This window comes from Acinetobacter sp. 802_lipA (assembly GCF_058242885.1).
This window is the reverse complement of record NZ_JBZAYP010000001.1, coordinates 3,379,962-3,397,441: the sequence shown is the minus strand read 5'-3', so window position 1 is coordinate 3,397,441 and position 17,480 is coordinate 3,379,962. Positions and strand designations below refer to the sequence as shown.

The window sequence follows — 17,480 nt, the reverse complement described above, 5'->3', positions numbered from 1 at the left end:
GGCTTATTTTTCAATATTTTATCTCTTGTATGTCCATGCTGACATATAAGAAAATTTAGGTGCCAGCATGGAAATCAAGGTTAATTATCTCGATAATCTTCGCCAAGAAGCGAAGTTCGATGATTTTACAGTCATTGCCGATCAACCGATTCGCTACAAAGGTGATGGCTCTGCACCCGGTCCATTTGACTACTTTTTAGCATCTTCTGCGCTTTGTGCAGCTTACTTTGTCAAAGTATATTGTTTAGCACGTGACATCCCAACCGACAACATTCGTTTGTCTCAAAACAACATTGTTGACCCTGAAAACCGCTATAAACAAATTTTCAAAATTCAAGTTGAGCTCCCAGCGGACATTTCAGAAAAAGATCGCCAAGGTATTTTGCGCTCTATCGACCGTTGTACTGTTAAGAAAGTGATTCAAACAGGTCCTGATTTTATTATAGAAGAAGTGGAAAGCATTGATGCTGATGCTCAAGCCTTGCTTATTCCAAGTCTTGCTTCTGAAACCAGCACCATCATTGCAGGTAAAGACCTACCTTTAGAAGAAACCATTGCCAATATGTCAGGTATTTTGGCTGGTCTAGGCATGAAAATTGAGATTGCCTCTTGGCGTAACATTGTACCAAATGTGTGGTCTTTACATATTCGTGATGCTCAGTCGCCCATGTGTTTTACCAACGGTAAAGGGTCAAGCAAAGAAAGTGCTTTAGCTTCTGCGCTGGGTGAGTTCATTGAACGTCTGAACTGTAACTTCTTCTATAACGACCAGTTCTGGGGTGAAGACATTGCCAATGCCGAGTTTGTGCATTATCCAGATGAAAAATGGTTCATGCCAGGTCCAAATGGTGAAATGCCTGAAGGTGTACTGGATGAGTACACCCTTGAAATTTATGACCCTGAAGAAGAACTGCTAGGTACGCATTTATACGACACCAACTCAGGGAAAACTGAGCGCGGTATTTGCGCTTTACCTTTTGTTCGCCAGTCTGATGCTGAGGTGGTTTACTTCCCATCAAACTTGATTGAAAACTTGTACCTTAGTAACGGCATGAGTGCAGGAAACACCTTAGCTGAGGCACAAGTACAGTGCTTATCTGAAATTTTTGAGCGTGCGGTAAAACGTGAAATTTTGGAAGGTGAACTGACCCTGCCAGATGTACCTCAAGAGGTTTTAGCGAAATATCCTAGCATTTTAGCGGGCATCCAAGGTTTAGAAGAGCAAGGTTTCCCTGTACTGGTGAAGGATGCTTCTCTAGGCGGTCAATACCCTTTAATGTGTGTGACGTTAATGAACCCGCGTACAGGTGGTGTATTCGCCTCTTTCGGCGCACACCCAAGCTTTGAAGTTGCGCTTGAGCGCAGCTTAACTGAGCTACTTCAAGGCCGTAGCTTTGAAGGTCTGAACGACTTACCTCGCCCAACATTTAGCTCAAATGCGGTCACTGAACCCAATAACTTTGTTGAGCACTTCATTGACTCAAGTGGTGTGGTGTCATGGCGTTTCTTTAGTGCCAAATCGGACTATGACTTTGTCGAGTGGGACTTTACCAATCAAGGCCAAAACTCAAATGCTGATGAAGCTGATGCACTGTTCGGTATTTTGGAAAATATGGGCAAAGAAGTCTATATGGCCATTTACCAACATTTAGGTGCAACGGCGTGCCGTATCTTGGTACCGGGTTACTCAGAAATTTACTTGGTTGAAGACTTGGTTTGGGACAACACCAACAAAGCACTGCTTTATCGTGAAGATATCCTCAACTTACACCGTTTAGACGACGATCAGCTCGAAGTACTGGTTGAACGTTTAGAAGAATGTGAGCTAGACGACTATACTGAAATCAAGACTTTGATCGGGATTGAGTTTGATGACAATACCGAATGGGGTCAATTGACTCTGCTTGAACTTAAACTACTCATCTATCTTGCATTAGAGCAGTTTGAGGAAGCTAAAGACTTGGTTGAAGCATTCTTACAATACAACACCAACACCGTTGAACGTGGTCTGTTCTACCAGTGTATGAATGTCGTGCTCGAAGTAATGCTGGATGACGACATGGAACTGGAAGAATATGAAGCCAACTTCCGCCGTATGTTCGGTGATGAACGTATGGATGCGGTAATAGGCACAGTTGAAGGTCGTATTCGTTTCTATGGTTTAACAGAAACCAGTATGAAGCTTGAAGGTTTAGACCGTCACTTACGTTTAATCGACAGTTATAAAAAGTTACACGCTGCACGTGCCAAGGCTGTTGGACTAAAACCTTAAAATAAAAAGAAACAACCCAAATACGTTTGGGTTGTTTCTCACTGCACTATCACGATGTCTTAAAGAGAATTAATCTAAAATATTTAAAATCGCCTCAACAGGGTTTTCACTATTACCTGCAAGTAACTGTTTATGCATGGTAATGTGCTGCATAGCCTGAATCTGTGCGGTTTCAATATTCATTAATTTTTCAATTTCAGCCGCCAATTTCTCAGCTGTTGCATCTTTTTGAATTAATTCTTGTATCACTTTCTTGCCCGCAATAATATTCGGCAATGAATAATATTGAATCTTGATTAAGAATTTCACCACATGATAGGTGAGCCAGTTCAACTTATAGAAGGTCACCATTGGTCGGTGTAACAGCATAGCTTCTAAAGTTGCTGTACCTGAAGCCAAAGCTACAATATTAGCGGCGTTCATCACTTGGCGCCCGATCTTTGACTCGGTACTTGAGTTTTCAAGCAAGTCTATTTGATGGACCAGTGCTTTTGGATACTGGGCAAGCAAAACTTCGATTTGCTGCTTACGTGCATCGTTGATCGCAGGTATCACAAAGCGATAGTTTGGATATTTGGCGTAGAGCAATTTTGCAGCATCTAAAACCAGTGGACCGAGCTTTTCAATTTCACCACGTCGGCTTCCCGGCAATAAGGCAATATGCTTTTGGGTCAGATCTAAACCCAGTTCTTCTTTGGCTTGTAAAATTGGGTTTTCCAAAGGCAATTGGCTGGCCAAGGGGTGTCCTACAAACGCAGCAGGAACATTCCATTTTTTATAAAATGCTTTTTCAAACGGAAATAAACACAGTACCAAATCAATAGAAGCTTTGATGCCATGAACCCGTCCCTGACGCCATGCCCAAACGGAAGGACTAACATACTGCACGGTTTTTATTGGCAGTTGTTTTTGTTTTAAACTTTTTGAAAGACGCAGATTAAAGTCTGGTGCATCAATCCCAATAAACACATCGACAGGATGGGCTGTCCACTTCTCTACCAGTCCATCACGTACAGCAAAAAGCTTTTTAATGTCTTTAAGAACCTCAACCAACCCCATAACAGACAAAATATCCATCGGATAAAAGCTCTTGAAACCCTCTGCAATCATTTGCGGGCCACCAATACCCTCAAATTCTGCATCAATTCCTTGCTCACGAAAACTACGAATAAGTTTAGCACCTAAAGTATCACCCGATACTTCACCCACTACGATTCCAATTTTAAGTTTCCGATTTTGCAAAGCATTATTCCTTATTTTTCAACCCATGCATCATAACATAGCGTCTTTTGGGATGGGTATTGATCGGCTCTTTCTATTTATGCTGCAGATAAAAAATGAATGACTTATTTGATACATCTAAAGAACACGAAAAAAGTCGGGTTAATTTCAATTTTCGATCATTTAAATATTGCATAAGATGCCTATTAGAACATAAAATTATTGAGAATCATTATCGTTAGTTCATATATACTCTGTTGCTCAACTTACGCTGCCTAATACCAGTATTTTGGCTACGTCGATTGCTTATACGCACAATAGAGATGATTATGTTTTGCTTAAATATTAAATTTAGGTTCAATGCTTAGTGAGTACAACGTAACGTTAAGCCTCCCTTTATGACTTCATTCATGTGATCTTTATGCCCCTAAGTCAGCTTAAATACCCTATAACCGTTATGTTCCGGTTTTTGATCGCATTTGGCTTAGGCTATATATGTACATTCATGTTATCAGAACTGCTTACACTCAGTTTTTACCCTCAATTAGCTAAAGCAGAATCCATTTATTTGGCGGCTTTTCTATCTCTTATTTTCTTTATCATTTTTGTCATTTTGAGCTTTTGTGTTCAATCCCTGAAAAAGTTAAGCGCTTCAACCATTTCGCTTTCCCTTTGCTTTTTTCTATTGCTGAAGTTCGTAGGTTAAACCATGCAAAAATCTGTTCGCCAATCAATGGCATGGCTACACTCTTGGCTTGGACTAACACTGGGATGGTTATTATTTGCCATTTTTTTAACAGGTGCTGCGACCTATTACCGTCATGAAATAAATTTGTGGATGCAACCTCAATTTGCCACCATGCAGGTCAAACAAGACACTGCGATGAACTCGGCATATCAATATTTACAAAAAAATGCCACAGATGCGCAAAGTTGGTATATCGGCGTAGCTAGTCCGAGTTCACCTGTTAATAAAATCTACTGGCAAAAGGCCGATGGTGGCTACGAAAATAAGACTTTGGATGCGAACACAGGTAAAGAAGTCACCTTATCTGCAACTCAAGGCGGTGAGTTTTTCTATGGCTTTCACTATCAGCTGTATGGTGTGCCCTATTTTATCGGTAGGCTTTTAGTCACTATTGCGGCCTTCTTAATGTTGATCATCCTCATTTCAGGCGTCATCACACACAAAAAGATATTCACCGAATTCTTTATCCTTAGAGCCTTCAAGGGTCAACGCTCGTATCTAGACTTTCACAATGTTACCTCTGTCATTGCTTTACCCTTTTTTCTGACCATTACATTCACTGGTTTAGCCATTTTCTTTTATCTCATTCTTCCCAATGGCATGAAGAAACTTTACCCAGAGCAACCGTTCCAATATTTTGATGAAATTAGAAATATTAGCATCAGCTCTGAGGCTAAACCGACACCTGCTACGATGCGACCAATTGAATACTTCATACAACAATCTGAGCAGCGTTGGGGTAAAACAGAAATTGGCAATATTACGGTCAAACACCCCAATACCAATATCGCTCAAGTGAACTTGGTTGAGTCAACTGACCGAAGCATCACGCGAAACCAAGCCCAACTCAGCTTTAACGGCGAATCTGGTGCCCTGCTCGGAGACACTCGAAATAATAGTGCAATCGCCACGCTCAATAATGGAGTCTATGGTTTACATATGGCACACTTTGCGCAGCCTCTATTACGCTTTACGTTATTTTTCTCAGGGCTTTTAGGCTGTGCCATGATTGCGTCTGGGCTTTTACTCTGGAGCTTAAAACGTCAGCTACAAAATAAGAAACAAAGTTTGCACTTTGGACATTATGTAGTTAACCGCCTAAATACGGCTGCCATCATTGGCTTACCGATTGCTATGCTCAGTTATCTTTGTGCAAACCGTTTACTTCAGTTAGAAGCTGGTCAACGCAACTACGAAATTTACGTATTTTTCGGCACTTGGTTACTCAGTTTAGCCATTGGATTGCTCACTCCACAGCAACACCTTTGGAAAACTCAACTGAAGGCCTTCATTTTACTGGCTGTATCTTTGCCTATTTTCAACCTTTATTATTTAATCAGCCACCAATATGTACATGACTTACATGAATATTGGTTATTTTTGCGAGTTGATCTTATGATCATCATCCTTGCGATATTGGCTTTTTTCTTACATCAAAAAATCCAGCCCATTCAACAAAAAGCAGTACAAAAAATTCAGAAAAAATATGCCAACCCTACAGTTCAGGAGCCCAATTCATGATCTACCTGATTGCAGGACTTCTCATCAGTTTCGCGTGCTATGTGTTATTTCTAGTGAGCGATAAGCAGCGTCCAAAAACTCAAAAGTCACGTTGGGCCAAGTGTGCAGAACATTATCAAATCTGCCGATATCTGGCTTTTGGTGTACTGACCGCGACATTAATTTTATTGACTCAATTCACAGGCCGCGGTGTGGGTAGTGTCAGTTTATTTGTATTTGCAACCCCGATACTTTTTATACTGATTTTAAGCATCAATGACTTAAAACCAAAAAAAACTAAATCTAAATAATCACTTACACTTCAACTCACATGCCTTTATATTTGGTTCATGAGCCAAATATAAAGGTGTATGTAAATATATGAACCAGAGCCATTGCAACAGAATTTTAGAGCCTAATCAAAATCATTTAAGTTGAAGCATCGTGATTTTTTAGTTATAACACGCTCAATAATAAACACTTTTAAACCTCTTTTCACGGGACAAACATTACGTTCAGCTTTAGATTGGTTACAACAAGAAATCATCACCCCCTTTCAACAGCTCTGCAGTTGGTCGAAGCATCATTTTGGCTGGACACTTTTTATTTCCCTCATTTTCAATTTGCTTGTATTTATTTGTTTCCCGAACAGCTGGATCCGCACTCAGATTCAGAGTAAAACCTTTGATGAATTCACCGTTGAAGTCGGTAAAGGACGAATCAGCGCGTTGAAATTTAAACAACAGCATCATTTATGGATCGCAAACTGCACATTGATGGGAGAACCTGTTCAAACACTATGTGACCAGTCATCACATCGTCACCAATTTACGGCAAAGCAGGTCGAGGTTTACTATTTAGAGCGTATTTTTTGGAATCTAAAAAACACCAAAAAGGAGGTGTTTATTCAACAGATCACATTAGTTGATCCACCTCAGCAGCAATTAGATATGACCTATGGCTCGACCGCAGCGAATTTTGAGCAATGGAAAAAGCATCAGCTAGCCCCTCTTTATGTTCTACGAACACTCATAAGTCTCAATCTATGGTGGTTGCTGACAATTGTAGGCTTAAAAATAAAAGCACGTATACAGCTCAAACAATAACTCCTATATCTCTTTTTAGAATAAGTAAATCAACAATCAAGACAACGACTTATATAAAAACGTCATAAGATATGCACGTTTTTTGATATTTTGGCATATAACAATGTTTGGTCCACTCGAATTTATTCTCGCAGGTGTTTTAGTCGGTTTTTGTGTGGGAATTACTGGTGTAGGTGGTGGTTCATTAATGACGCCGATCCTCATCAGCCTTTTCAGAATTGAACCTCACATTGCCATTGGTACAGACTTGCTCTATGCCGCAATTTCAAAATTTTGTGGTTCATTTGTACATGCCAAAAAACTAAATATTGTGTGGCCGATTGTGCTTTGGCTTGCAATTGGTAGTATTCCTGCTTCCTTTGCAACGCACTGGGTACTCGACAACTATTTGAGCCAGTCTACCCACTACAAAGCCGTGCTCACCATAGTTTTAGGCTTCATGTTGACCATTACAGGTTTATCAATTGTCTTCCGTAATCAAATTGAAAAATTTTTCAACAAATTACGTAAAGATGAACTCCCAGACATGACCGAAGACTTAGAAAAAGTTCAACTTCAAACCAGCAATAAACGTAAGTACATTGTGATGATGGGTGTAATTCTTGGGGTCTTCGTGACACTATCATCAGTCGGTGCTGGTGCTTTTGGAATCATGGCTTTGGTCATTATGTTCCCCAACCTACCAATGATTCGTATTATTGGTTCTGACGTTGTGCATGCGGTACTACTTACTTTCGTTGCAGGTATGGGTCACATGACTTCAGGCAACGTGGACTTCCACCTCCTTATGTGGTTATTGGTCGGTTCAATTCCAGCAATTATTATTGGAACACTGATTAGTTCACGCCTTCCTGAAAAAATCATCCGTAAAGTGTTGGGTATTACTCTGTTTGCGCTGGGTGTCAACTTCATGTTGAATCCGATCAAAGTCAAACCAGTGAAGCCAGCTGAAACCGCTCAAGTCATTCAAATTTCAACAGTTAAGAATGCCTCAGTGTAGGCATTCTGATTTAAAATAAACCTAAGATTCATCACTTTTTTTTCAAAGATTCATTCGACTTTTTTATAACCTTTTATCAGCTAAACCGTGTTATATTCAGCTTATAAAGCAACTTAATACGATCGAACCAGTGACGGCAATGAATACTCTACAGTCAAACTCTATTACCCAAAACGACATCGATGACGTGAATTTACAAAGCATTCATCCGCTAGTTACCCCAGCGGAATTAAAAACTGAATTGCCTCTCACTGAGTCTGCATATCAAACTGTACTTCACGGTCGTGAAACAATTCGCAATATTTTAGATGGTAAAGACAAACGCATTTTTGTGGTGATTGGCCCATGTTCAATTCATGATCCTGTCGCTGCTCACGAATACGCAGACCGTTTAAAAGTTTTAAGCGATAAAATTAAAGACTCAATCTATGTCGTAATGCGTGTTTATTTCGAAAAACCACGTACCACAGTGGGTTGGAAAGGTCTGATCAATGACCCAGACATGAATGACTCATTCAACATTGAAAAAGGTTTACGCATTGGTCGTAAGCTTTTGGTTGAGTTAAATGAGAAAGGCTTGCCATGTGCGACTGAAGCACTCGATCCAAACTCACCACAGTACTACCAAGACTTAATCTCATGGTCAGCAATTGGTGCACGTACCACTGAAAGCCAAACGCACCGTGAAATGTCTTCTGGTCTTTCTTCACCTGTAGGTTTCAAAAATGGCACAGACGGTGGTTTAACTGTTGCAACCAATGCAATGCAGTCGGTTAAACATGGTCACCACTTCTTAGGTCTAAACAACCAAGGTCAAGTCTCTGTGATTCGTACTTCAGGTAACCCGTATGCACACGTGGTACTTCGTGGTGGTAATGGCAAGCCAAACTACGATGCTGGTTCTGTAGCAGAAGCAGAAGCAGCATTGGCTAAAGCGAAAGTCAGCACCAAAATCATGATTGACACTAGTCATGCAAACTCGAACAAAGACCCGTTCCTTCAACCGCTTGTTCTGAAAAATATTACCGAACAAATTATTGATGGAAATAAATCTATTATCGGCATTATGGTTGAAAGTCACCTTAAAGGTGGTCGTCAGGAAATTCCTGAAAACCTATGCGATCTTGAATACGGCAAGTCAGTAACCGATGGTTGTATTGACTGGGATACCACAGAAAAGGTATTACTAGAGATGCACGAAGCACTCAAAGACGTTTTACCGAACCGTTAAGTTTTTAAAACGCCATCTTCGGATGGCGTTTTTCATTCTAAGATTAAGAAATAATTATGAACGCTATTGAAACACACTTAAGCCAAACACTTAACTTTCAATTTATCCACGAGCATTTGTTTACTTCTGGACAACCGACTGCTGAGCAATTACAGCAAATTAAAGAGTATGGCGTAAACACGGTCATCAATCTTGCGCTCAGTAATAGCAATAACTATTTAGCCAATGAAGATCAAATCTGTTTAGAGCTCGGTTTGAACTATATACATGTTCCTATTTCATGGGATACACCGTCTGATGATCAATGTTTATTGGTCTTAGATATGATTGATCATTTGGTGCAAGAACAAACCATTTGGGTCCATTGTTCAGAAAATTATCGAGTCAGTAGTTTGATGTATTTATATCGTCAATATTATATGAATATCGATATGCCAACCTCACATGAAGCCATGCATCAAATTTGGGAACCGAATGACACATGGACAGGTTTGGCGCATGCTGTTGCCTTACAACTTCAAGGTCGTAAAGCAACACAAGAATTAAAGCTAGCTATGATCAATCCTGATCATTTTGCGTGAGAAATCAGCACTGTAGCTGTAGATAAAATACCTTCCTGACGACCCGTAAAGCCCAGTTTTTCCGTGGTCGTTGCTTTGATGCTAATCTGCGTGATTTCAACATCAAGAACGTCTGCAATGCTTTGGCGCATCGCTAAATTATACGGTGCCAACTTCGGTCGTTCGCATGCCACAGTAATGTCTGCATTATTTAACTGATAACCACGATCTAGAATGAGCTGATAGACATGTTTGAGTAATACTCGACTGTCTGCTCCTTTAAAGCGAGGATCGGTATCAGGAAAATGCTGACCAATATCCCCTAAAGCCAACGCACCCAATAATGCATCTGTTAAAGCATGCAAAACCACATCACCATCTGAATGTGCTTTTAAGCCGTGTGTATGTGGAATTTGAATACCTGCCAGTGTGACAAATTCACCCTCTTCAAAAGCATGTACATCAAGTCCCTGTCCAATTCGAATATGTGCAACCATGCTCAGTTTCCTTTAAGAAATAAATGATTGAAATCTTGTATTCACGCTTTCTCTTTCGCTATAGTTACAAGCAGCGCAACATAGTGAAAGTATAAGCGATCATGCTGTTGAAAACCGACATAAAACTTATGAAAAAATTTAGTATTTTAGTGTGTCTAAGTTGTCTTTGTACCAGCTTTAGTTATGCTCAAGTCATTGACTGTGATGATCCGACTTCATCTAGCCTTAAAAAGATCTGTAGCGATCAATTCAAAGATATTCGACAAAAATTAGACACGCAATCCATGACTGCTTTTTTAATCAGTGATGCGCCGCAGCGTTTATTGGTCGATACCCATCAGCTATGGTTAAACCGCCTACAGCAATGTAAATCCTTAGCTTGCTATCAGCAGCAGATGGATTTTAGAATTGATGATCTCAACTTCTATACATCGTTAAATCAAAGTTTGACGCAACACTATTTAAAATTTGAACATGGGGTCATTGCCAAGCAACCTGTGCACCTACAAGTTCATCAGCTATCCAAAGATAAAATTAAGATCGAAGGTATTGCATATCGTAGCCCCAATAACCGCATAGAAACCCAGACCATTTCATTTTTGGCCTACACTACACCCGATCAAAAGCAAAACATTACCGATAATGAAAACAACTGCCACTACCAGTTCAACTTTCAAAAAGCCATTCTTTCTGTAAAAAGTGAAAGTAAAGCATGTAATCGTTTTGTCGGTGTGTACCGTGTTTATGACTAATCTACCAATCAAATCAAAATAATGAACATCGGGAGGTTGAAAGCCGTGCAAGTACTCAAGCAATGCTGCAACCTCCTAGAACAGAAAAAATTGACCATTGCCTTTATCGAAAGTGCCAGTTCAGGTTATCTATCCAGTCAGTTTTCGATTTATAAACATAGCGGAGCAGACATTTTACTCGGTGGACTGGTCAGTTATGACCCCAGTATCAAATATGAAATTTTAAAGATTGATCCTGCACTTATTCAACAATTTACAGCGGAGTCGAGTGAAGTCACTGAGGCTATGGCGCTTCAGGGTCATCGACTATTTCGTCATGCCGATATTATTGTCTCGTGTACGGGGCTACTCAAACCTGGTGGAAGTGCGACGCCTGAGAAACCTGAAGGCACCTTTTACATTGCCATTCATTATCAAAACACTTTAAGCACTTACCATTATTTACTACTGGGCAGTGCGCTCGAGCGACTTGATCAACTTACGAAAAACGTAGCTCAAATGGTCATTCAACGTGTTCAAAATACTTAAATCTTTACACTAAATTTGATTTTTCTACATTTAGAGCCTTTAAACTGAACCATAATCAATAAAAATGTGAAGCGCCTCATGATGATGAAAATAATCCCTCCTTTACTTTTCAGCACCTTACTTTTTTCAAGCCACAGTTTTGCAACTGTAGGGGAACCACAAAATATTGAAGTTTTAGGACTCGACCAAGCTGATCAAAAAATATATGTGATGCGACATTACTTAGATGGTCGGGGTCGTTTGCCACAATTGTATTATTATCAACTCAACAGCAAAACCCCCTCCAAACTGATTGAAGTGAAATCTTTATATATCAATCCAAAAACTCAAAAAATTGACTATGATCAAGACAGTCAGAAGTTTGACCGTGACATTGCAAAAATAAAAAAACGACTCAAAGCTTTAACGCCGATTCCGCCAAAGCAGGTTAAAATTCAAGTCATCAGTAAAAAGGCTTCAAAAGAACCTTCTTGGTATGATCCTAAACTCTCCATCCTGAAATTTAGCTATCAATATCAAGTGAAATACAGCAATTTGAAAAGTCCCGTACACAAGGCAGTGGACTATAAAAATGGGCTGCGCATTTCACAAACTTATAAAGTTCCTCATCAACAAAAAGCACTGGTGACAGTTCAATATCTCGGGATTCCTTTTGAAACAGGTTATAACATTGAAGACCCTGTACTTCTCACCCGATAAAAAATAAGGTCTAAAATTATGAAAGTAGAGCCTTTTGTCTGAGGGCATTAGATTTTGGCCAAAGCCCCCTATATCCTTTCTATTGCTAGTTATTGCGGGTCAGAGCCTATATAATCTGCATTTGCACAGAATTAGGAATGTCTATACTTAGTTCCACTTGATGTATTGACCGAAACAATTTAGTAGCACCACTTGCTAGATGCATAAATTAATTCAACAACATTGAAAACTCATCATTTTCTAAATTACTTACGTATTAATATTCAAATCTTCTAATTGTTGGGATACTGTACAACCAAGTATGAAAAAGCTTGTTTTTTTAAAAAATCTTCGCTAGTATTCATTTCGCTTGAACTTGTTGATATATAACAAATTCAAGATATTAGGGCCTATAGCTCAGTTGGTTAGAGCAGCGGACTCATAATCCGTTGGTCCACAGTTCAAGTCTGTGTGGGCCCACCAGTTTTTTGTAATCATATGCACAACTTTGCAATGATTTGATATATAAACCCATGAATTATAAAGATTCATGGGTTTTTTATTTATCCTTTTTGCACAACTATGTTTGGCTATGCACAGCTTTATTTGGCACTCTTGTGTATCCAATCTTGTATCCGATACTCTTTCTGTATTACTCGGATACAAGGTTTTTTAGCTATGAAAAGAACTTCCCTAAATGGTATCAAACAGATCAAAGACACGCATTTATACAATCTTGAATCTGAGGATAAGGAGTATCGTATTTCATGTGATGCTGGGCTTTATTTTCGTGTATCACCAAAAGGAAAAAAGTCTTGGCAAGTACGCTTTAAGGATGAGACAGGGAAATGGAAATGGCATAGTATTGGGGCTTATCCTCAGTTATCGCTTGTACAAGCTAGACTTGAAGCTTCAACAATTTTTCTCAAGTTACAGCAAAAAGAAAAAGTTTTAACAAAAAAGGAAATTCAGCTACAAAGAGTTGTGGAGCAACAACTTAATTTAAAAAGTTTGATGTATGACTGGCTTGATACAAAGAAAACGACTTGGGCTGAAATAACGATAAAGAAAGAAACCCAATCTATTGAAAAACGAATTTTATCTGTTTTTGGTGATTTGGATTTCACCAAAATATTGTCACAACAATGGTTATCTTTTTTTCAGGATATGCTAAGAAATGAAAGTATTTACAATCGGGTAAAGAAACTAGTCTCACATTGTCGAAATGCTTATGATCTTGCAAAGTTCCATGGGCAAATAGACTCAAACCCTTTAGACGGAATTTTGAAGTATCTTGATAAAGGTAGTAAGGGGAATATGAAGCATGTCAGTCTTCAAGAATTACCCGATTTAATTCAATCTATTCGAAGCTATAGAAATCCACATACAGCAATTGCTTTGGAGTTACTTGTTATTCTTTTCCCTAGACCACAAGAATTGCGTTATGCGAAATGGCAAGATTTTGACTTTGAGAAAAGAATTTGGATAAAACCTGCCGAAACAATGAAGTGTGGTATTTCGCATGTTGTGCCATTACCACAACAAGCTATTGATCTATTATTAAAGTTCTTTGTACACGACAAAAAAAGATAACTCATTGAAATAATGGCATAATACTTGTTTTCTGAAGACGAATATGATGACACATTTCAATGAGTTATATCTCATCTTAAACAAATATCTAAAGTGGAACAAGTCACATGCAAAATGTTTTACACTGATTATGCTTGCATTAATTGTAAAACAGACATGTAATCTTTCTTCTGCATCTAAAGCCTTACCCATCAAGTGCTTACCACAATCATTTTATCGACGTATACAACGCTTCTTTGCAGGTCAGTATTTCGATTATCGTCAAATTTCTCAGTTAATTTTCAATATATTTTCATTTGATAAAGTCCAATTAACTTTGGATAGAACTAATTGGAAATGGGGAAAACGAGATATCAATATCTTGATGTTAGCCATCGTCTATCGTGGAATAGCGATACCTATTGTTTGGACATTGCTCAATAAACGTGGAAATTCAGATACAAAAGAGCGTATTGCTTTGATTCAACGCTTTATCTCCATTTTTGGTAAAGATCGTATTGTGAATGTGTTTGCAGACAGAGAATTTATCGGTGAGAAATGGTTTACATGGTTAATTGAAAATGACATTAACTTCTGTATACGTGTTAAAAAAACTTTATTGTGACCAATCACTTAGCCAAGAATCATAAAATTAGTGATTTATTTCGTCATCTTCAAGTTGGTCAAACTGAATGTCGTAAACGACGTATTTGGGTTGGTCGAGTGAAACTGTATATTAGTGCGCTACGATTAGAAGATGGAGAACTTTTACTTGTTGTTTCTCCTATGTTTAATGCTTCTGCTATTCGTGATTATGCATTACGCTGGGAAATCGAAACGTTATTTAGTTGTCTCAAAGGACGTGGATTCAATCTTGAAAATACTCGTTTAACAGACCCTAGACGAGTCAAGAAATTGATAGCAGTGCTAGCTATGGGTTTCTGTTGGTGCTATTTAACAGGTGAATGGCAACATGATCGGAAAAAAGCGATAAAAATAAAGAAGCATGGACGACTTTCAGTAAGTTTATTTCGCTACGGTTTGGACTATGTTCAAATGGCTATTCTACGTTTGATTGGTTTTGGAAAAAAAGAAGAATTTAAGAAAGTGCTAGCAATTTTAAGAAAGAAAAAGCCTGATAGGACAAGGGTCCTATGAAATTTGTCGTGTACAGAGATTAAAGTTAAAAGAAATTAGAACTGTATCAGATTTTTTGTTTTCTAGTCGAGATAGTCTGATTCAACCAATGAGTGAGGCAACGTTAAATAATGCCCTAAAAAATTTAGGGTATCGTGGCAAACAAAGTCCACATGGTTTTAGACATGTGGCAAGTACAGCATTAAATAATCAATTTAGTGATAAAGAACAGGTGGTTGAAGCTTGTTTGGCACATAAAAAACGTGGTGTAAAGGCTGTATATGATAAATCAACGCATTTAGGGGAACGTATTGAAATTATGCAATGGTGGGCTGATTATTTAGAACAGTTATGTTTTTAATAGCGATTAAGACAAGCATTGCTTAAATCTCTATTGGATGTATGATTAATGCATTAAATAACAATGGTCTAGATACAATGAAAGTCACATCTTTAGAATTAAAGGATGTTGGGGGAATCCCATACCTAAAATTAGAGGAAATTAATCCACGAATGAATATTATTTGTGGAGAAAATGGGGTTGGGAAAACAACGGTTCTTGAAACCATAGGACATATTTTTACAAATCAACATACTCCAACTCTAAAAAAGAAAATAAATTCTGAAAATGCTTTGATTGTAGCTTTTGTTTTAGATGATCATAATAATATGCAAAATCCCCAAATCACGCTTTATGAACATGAGCCTCAAAAAACTTTTCATATACCTGGGCTAGGTGCATATTCAAAGAAATTACTCTCTTTTAAAGTTGATCGTACTTTTACATATCAAAGAATTGATGCGATAAGAAAAGATGAAGATAAGAATGAACATCATACAAGTCAGCAGTCGATCACGGGAATCAATTATCATGATATAAAAACGTGGTTTATTCACCGACATTTATATTCAGTTCATCCACAAGCACTAGAAAAAGAACAATTAGAAAATTTTGAATTTGCAAAAAGTTGTTTTTCTATTTTAAATAATAATTTTACATTTAGTAGGGTTGATCCCAATGAGAATGAAATCATGATAAAGACTCCAAGCGGAGAAATTTATTATGAGTATTTATCTTCTGGATTTAAGTCAACAATATCTATTGTATTCGGAATTATTAAAGAAATAGAAATGCGCTTCAAAGCACCTTACATGATTGCACAAGATTTCGATGGAATAATATTAATTGATGAAATTGAACTTCATCTTCATCCAGAATGGCAAGGTCGTATTTGCTCGGTTCTTAAAGAAGTGTTTCCTAAAGCTCAGTTCTTTATCTCTACTCATAGTCCTCATGTGGTACAAACTGCGCTTAAGGATGAAGTTATTGCACTTGAGAGAAGAAATAACGAAGTAGTAAGACGAGAATTACCAACCTCGGAATATGGTTATCAAGGATGGACGATTGAAGAAATTCTTGAAGATGTAATGGGGATGACTGATCTACGGACCCAGAAATACAATGAAGTAAAAAAGCGATTTGATGAAGCATTGGAATCGAGAAACAAACAAGAAGCTCAGCTTGCATTTAATGAGCTGGAGAGAATGCTTCATCCTAACTATCCATTAAAACCAGTTTTTAAAATACAGTTAGATAGTCTTGGAGATTAATCCATGATTAAACTCCAACGTGAACCTAAACCAGCATTTCTAACTGAAGAAAAAGTTACTGACCTGACTGCAAATTTTAAAGCGAACCCTAAACTAACTGTTTGGAAACATGAAGAAATTGGAAAAACACTTTTAAGAAGTAGTGCTAATAAATGTGCATATTGTGAATGTGAACTACAAATTGAAGATTCATATATGCAGGTGGAGCATTTTAAAGATAAGGATACTTATCCTGATGATGTTATTAATTGGGATAATTTATTGCCATCTTGCGGACGTTGTAATCGAAAAAAATGGACTCTGGATGTAATTGCTGAACCAATTGTAAATCCGTACGTAGACGTGCCAAAAGATCATCTCTCTCAGGAGGCTTTCAGGCTTTATGGTAAAGATGAAAAGGGAAATACTACCGTCAAAAAGCTTTTTTTAAATGATGATGATCGTTTGGTATTGCCAAGATTTTTAGCGTGTAATGAAGTTAATCGACAATTATCTAAAATAGTAGCTAACCTAGCAGATATTGATGATACAAGAGATTCAATATCAACCCTATTACAGTCTTGTCAGGCCGATAAAGCATACTCAGCTTTTTTAACATCTACTTTACATGCAAATAGAGATTACTTGATGATTAAAAACCAACTTCAGACAACTGGGATGTGGGATCAGGACTTAGAAGATTTACATAATAATTCTATGTTGTTGATGTTAGATAAAAGAATTTAATCGAAATAGTCTTAATACGCGAATCTCAACTTTTTAAGTCTTTGAAATAAAAAGGACATAACCCAATTTAATTTTCGACTAAGAAAAGCAAAGCAAGTTATGTCCATTTACGAATTTATCATTTCTGTATTTTTAATCATAGAGCAATTTTACTCAGCGATTGTCATTCAACCTTTAAGAAGTAGAGGATTTCCACCCGCTTTAAGTGATATTGAAATTCTTACTATACAAATTGTGGGAGAGTTTCTTGGCTTAGATTCTGATAAAAATATCTGGTTCTACTTTAAACACAATTGGTTTGAATGGTTGAACCGTACCGGGTTTGTCGGAGACTTTTTTAT

General features: G+C 37.9%; 16 protein-coding genes, 1 tRNA gene and 2 pseudogenes. 17 read left to right on the top strand and 2 right to left on the bottom strand.

Annotated features, from left to right (window positions below; all coding sequences use genetic code 11):
* The first annotated feature begins 67 nt into the window (after window positions 1–67).
* Window positions 68–2,272, top strand: a complete 2,205-nt coding sequence (locus AC4CU3_RS16800) for an OsmC domain/YcaO domain-containing protein (protein ID WP_279043732.1) — start codon at window positions 68–70, stop codon at window positions 2,270–2,272.
* Window positions 2,273–2,341: 69 nt separating this feature from the next.
* On the opposite strand, the gene lpxB is transcribed toward AC4CU3_RS16800, so the two are convergent.
* Window positions 2,342–3,514, bottom strand: a complete 1,173-nt coding sequence (gene lpxB / locus AC4CU3_RS16795; RefSeq protein WP_279043733.1) for a lipid-A-disaccharide synthase — start codon at window positions 3,512–3,514, stop codon at window positions 2,342–2,344.
* 688 nt (window positions 3,515–4,202) lie between these two features.
* Here lpxB and AC4CU3_RS16790 point away from each other — a divergent pair.
* The 6 genes from AC4CU3_RS16790 to AC4CU3_RS16765 all read left to right on the top strand — a co-directional run bounded on the left by AC4CU3_RS16790 (window position 4,203) and on the right by AC4CU3_RS16765 (window position 9,659).
* Window positions 4,203–5,762 (top strand): PepSY-associated TM helix domain-containing protein, encoded by a 1,560-nt coding sequence (locus tag AC4CU3_RS16790; RefSeq protein WP_058869517.1) that lies wholly within the window; start codon window positions 4,203–4,205, stop codon window positions 5,760–5,762.
* Complete coding sequence (locus AC4CU3_RS16785) at window positions 5,759–6,052, top strand: hypothetical protein (RefSeq protein WP_178927991.1); 294 nt, start codon at window positions 5,759–5,761, stop codon at window positions 6,050–6,052. The genes AC4CU3_RS16790 and AC4CU3_RS16785 overlap by 4 nt, the downstream gene beginning before the upstream one ends.
* 312 nt (window positions 6,053–6,364) lie before the next feature.
* Window positions 6,365–6,847 carry a hypothetical protein gene (locus AC4CU3_RS16780; RefSeq protein WP_227509207.1) on the top strand — a complete coding sequence of 161 codons (483 nt, stop codon included), beginning with the start codon at window positions 6,365–6,367 and terminating at the stop codon, window positions 6,845–6,847.
* A gap of 103 nt (window positions 6,848–6,950) precedes the next feature.
* On the top strand, window positions 6,951–7,847 hold the full coding sequence (locus AC4CU3_RS16775; RefSeq protein ID WP_058869515.1) for a sulfite exporter TauE/SafE family protein: 897 nt from the start codon (window positions 6,951–6,953) through the stop codon (window positions 7,845–7,847).
* 139 nt (window positions 7,848–7,986) lie between these two features.
* A complete protein-coding gene (locus AC4CU3_RS16770; protein ID WP_004693350.1) occupies window positions 7,987–9,078 on the top strand; it encodes a 3-deoxy-7-phosphoheptulonate synthase in 1,092 nt (363 codons plus the stop codon).
* A gap of 56 nt (window positions 9,079–9,134) precedes the next feature.
* Window positions 9,135–9,659, top strand: a complete 525-nt coding sequence (locus tag AC4CU3_RS16765) for a protein tyrosine phosphatase family protein (protein ID WP_058869514.1) — start codon at window positions 9,135–9,137, stop codon at window positions 9,657–9,659.
* Here the strand turns inward: AC4CU3_RS16765 and ispF are convergent.
* Complete coding sequence (gene ispF, locus AC4CU3_RS16760; RefSeq protein WP_279043734.1) at window positions 9,647–10,135, bottom strand: 2-C-methyl-D-erythritol 2,4-cyclodiphosphate synthase; 489 nt, start codon at window positions 10,133–10,135, stop codon at window positions 9,647–9,649. The genes AC4CU3_RS16765 and ispF overlap by 13 nt on opposite strands.
* Before the next feature lie 101 nt (window positions 10,136–10,236).
* Between ispF and AC4CU3_RS16755 the strand changes: the two genes are divergently transcribed.
* The 10 genes and pseudogenes from AC4CU3_RS16755 to AC4CU3_RS16710 form a co-directional block, all read left to right on the top strand.
* Window positions 10,237–10,887 (top strand): A1S_1983 family putative colistin resistance protein, encoded by a 651-nt coding sequence (locus tag AC4CU3_RS16755; RefSeq protein WP_058869513.1) that lies wholly within the window; start codon window positions 10,237–10,239, stop codon window positions 10,885–10,887.
* A gap of 45 nt (window positions 10,888–10,932) precedes the next feature.
* Window positions 10,933–11,415, top strand: coding sequence for a CinA family protein (locus tag AC4CU3_RS16750; protein WP_058869549.1), 483 nt, complete (start codon window positions 10,933–10,935; stop codon window positions 11,413–11,415).
* Window positions 11,416–11,493: 78 nt separating this feature from the next.
* The gene (locus tag AC4CU3_RS16745; protein WP_279043735.1) at window positions 11,494–12,114 is read left to right on the top strand and encodes an aminotransferase; all 621 of its coding nucleotides are present in this window, start codon (window positions 11,494–11,496) and stop codon (window positions 12,112–12,114) included.
* A 385-nt stretch (window positions 12,115–12,499) separates the two neighbouring features.
* Window positions 12,500–12,576, top strand: a tRNA-Ile gene (locus tag AC4CU3_RS16740).
* Between the two features lie 195 nt (window positions 12,577–12,771).
* On the top strand, window positions 12,772–13,686 hold the full coding sequence (locus AC4CU3_RS16735; RefSeq protein WP_490738418.1) for a tyrosine-type recombinase/integrase: 915 nt from the start codon (window positions 12,772–12,774) through the stop codon (window positions 13,684–13,686).
* A 46-nt stretch (window positions 13,687–13,732) separates the two neighbouring features.
* A protein-coding gene (locus tag AC4CU3_RS16730; protein WP_155115347.1) for an IS4-like element ISAba33 family transposase occupies window positions 13,733–14,823 on the top strand; the annotation gives its coding sequence in 2 pieces (ribosomal slippage) (window positions 13,733–14,273 and window positions 14,273–14,823; 1,092 coding nt in all).
* A gap of 22 nt (window positions 14,824–14,845) precedes the next feature.
* Window positions 14,846–15,163 (top strand): annotated as a pseudogene (locus AC4CU3_RS16725) (tyrosine-type recombinase/integrase); the annotation flags it as partial.
* A 41-nt stretch (window positions 15,164–15,204) separates the two neighbouring features.
* Window positions 15,205–16,413, top strand: a complete 1,209-nt coding sequence (locus tag AC4CU3_RS16720) for an AAA family ATPase (RefSeq protein ID WP_279043737.1) — start codon at window positions 15,205–15,207, stop codon at window positions 16,411–16,413.
* A gap of 3 nt (window positions 16,414–16,416) precedes the next feature.
* On the top strand, window positions 16,417–17,139 hold the full coding sequence (locus AC4CU3_RS16715) for an HNH endonuclease family protein (protein ID WP_279043738.1): 723 nt from the start codon (window positions 16,417–16,419) through the stop codon (window positions 17,137–17,139).
* Window positions 17,140–17,238: 99 nt separating this feature from the next.
* Window positions 17,239–17,475: pseudogene (locus AC4CU3_RS16710) on the top strand (IS982 family transposase); the annotation flags it as partial.
* Window positions 17,476–17,480 lie beyond the last annotated feature (5 nt).